General features: G+C 72.2%; 3 protein-coding genes. 2 read left to right on the forward strand and 1 reads right to left on the reverse strand.

The window, feature by feature from the left end; genetic code table 11:
- Window positions 1-100: 100 nt before the first annotated feature.
- Window positions 101-880, reverse strand: coding sequence for a gamma-glutamyl-gamma-aminobutyrate hydrolase family protein (locus P409_RS33605; protein WP_034848918.1), 780 nt, complete (start codon window positions 878-880; stop codon window positions 101-103).
- Window positions 881-1,090: 210 nt separating this feature from the next.
- On the opposite strand from P409_RS33605, the gene P409_RS33610 reads away from it, so the two are divergent.
- Both P409_RS33610 and P409_RS33615 read left to right on the forward strand, forming a co-directional pair.
- Window positions 1,091-1,492, forward strand: a complete 402-nt coding sequence (locus tag P409_RS33610; RefSeq protein ID WP_081992176.1) for an SET domain-containing protein — start codon at window positions 1,091-1,093, stop codon at window positions 1,490-1,492.
- Window positions 1,489-1,713 (forward strand): GNAT family N-acetyltransferase (locus P409_RS33615; protein ID WP_034848920.1); only part of this gene is annotated, 225 nt, incomplete at its 3' end. The genes P409_RS33610 and P409_RS33615, both read left to right, overlap by 4 nt.

Consider the following 1,713-nt stretch of genomic DNA (forward strand, 5'->3'; position numbering starts at 1 on the left):
CTGGCCCAGGCCTCGACAAAATCCCCTCACCCGGAGCCGCTTCGCGTCTCCGACCTCTCCCGCAAGCGGGAGAGGCAACATGTAACGGAACTGGCCCGAACTACTCCGCCGCCGCGCGCCGGCCATCCCGGTCGGCGACGTAGCGGCGGATCGCCTGGCCGAAGGCGGCGAACAGGGCCACCGAATCCGGGTTCTCGCGGAACCTCCATTCCGGGTGCCACTGGGTGGCCAGGCCGAAATAGGGCGCGGCCTCGATCCGCACCGCCTCGATCTGCCCGTCCGGCGCCGTCGCCTCGACCTTGAGGCCGGCGCCCAGCCGGTCGATGCCCTGGGCATGGATGGTGTTGACCGTGGTCTCGGCCTTGCCGAACAGCGCCGCCAGCGCGCCGCCCTCGGCCAGCGCCACCGGATGGGCCGGGCCGTACTGCACCTCGACCGGCTTGCTGTCGTCGGCGCGGTGGTCGGCACGGCCGGGGATGCGCTCGACATGCTGGTGCAGCGTGCCGCCGCAGACCACGTTCAGCTCCTGCAGCCCGCGGCAGATCGCCAGCACCGGGATGCCGCGCTCGACCGCCCGGCGGATCAGCGGCAGGGTGGTGGCGTCGCGGTCCGGGTCGTGCAGCGTGCCGGGCTCGCTGGCCTCGCCGCCATAATGCTTCGGCTCGACATTCGAGACGCTGCCGGTGATCAGCAACCCGTCCAGCCGGTCCAGCACCGCGTCGATGTCGTGCCAGCCGCCCAGCGCCGGGATCAGCAGGGGCAGGCAGTCCGCCCCCTCCGACACCGCACGGATGTACTTGTCGCCGACGACGTGGAACGGGTGAGCGCCGAGCTGCTTGACGCAGGCGGGAACGCCGACGACGGGACGGGGGGCGGACATGGGCAAGGCTCCTGGACCGGTTCCGTCATATTTCGCCGCCGGGGGCGGGTTCGACCAGCCCCGCGGGGGCGGGAATGGCCCTGCGGCCCGCGCATGGCTCGGGCGGCCCGGCCTGCGTGCCGCCCATGCCGCGACAATGTCTTGTGTTGCCCCTTCCGGCCGGCCGCGATCCGTGGGTATAAGCGATTCAACGAGCGAGAGCGGGGGCCCATGTTCCTGGTTCCGACCTATGTCGCGCAGAGCGCGATCCACGGCCTGGGCGTGTTCGCCGCGGCGCCGATCGCCAAGGGCACGCCGATCTGGCGGTTCGAGCCGGCGATCGACAAGGTGGTGCCGGAGGCCGTGGTGGCGGCGCTGCCCGAGGTGCCGCGCCGCTTCTTCGACACCTACGCCTATCTGTCGCCGGACTTCCCGGGCGGCTATGTGCTGAACGGCGACGACGCCCGCTTCCTGAACCACGACGACGACCCGAACACCGACAATTCGGGGCCGGTGACCCTGGCGGCGCGCGACATCGCGGCGGGCGAGGAGATCACCTGCGACTACCTGGTCTGCTGCATCGAGGAGCGGGACGGCCCGCTGGCGCGCCGGCTGGAACCGGCGGAGTCGTGAGCGGCGACCTGCGGCTGCGCCCGATCCGCGAGGCGGATCTCGACGCCGTGCGCCGGCTGCAGGCGGACTCCTTCGCGGCGCTGGCCGGCGACATCCACAGCCCGGCGCAGATCGCGGCGCATGTCGACCTGATCATGGCGCCGGACTATGCCGGCGAGCTGCTGTCGAACAACCTGCTGGTGGCCGAGGCGCCGGACGGCGCCGTGGTCGCCACCGCCGGC

The organism is Inquilinus limosus MP06, from assembly GCF_000767795.1.
Lineage (GTDB): Bacteria > Pseudomonadota > Alphaproteobacteria > DSM-16000 > Inquilinaceae > Inquilinus > Inquilinus limosus_E.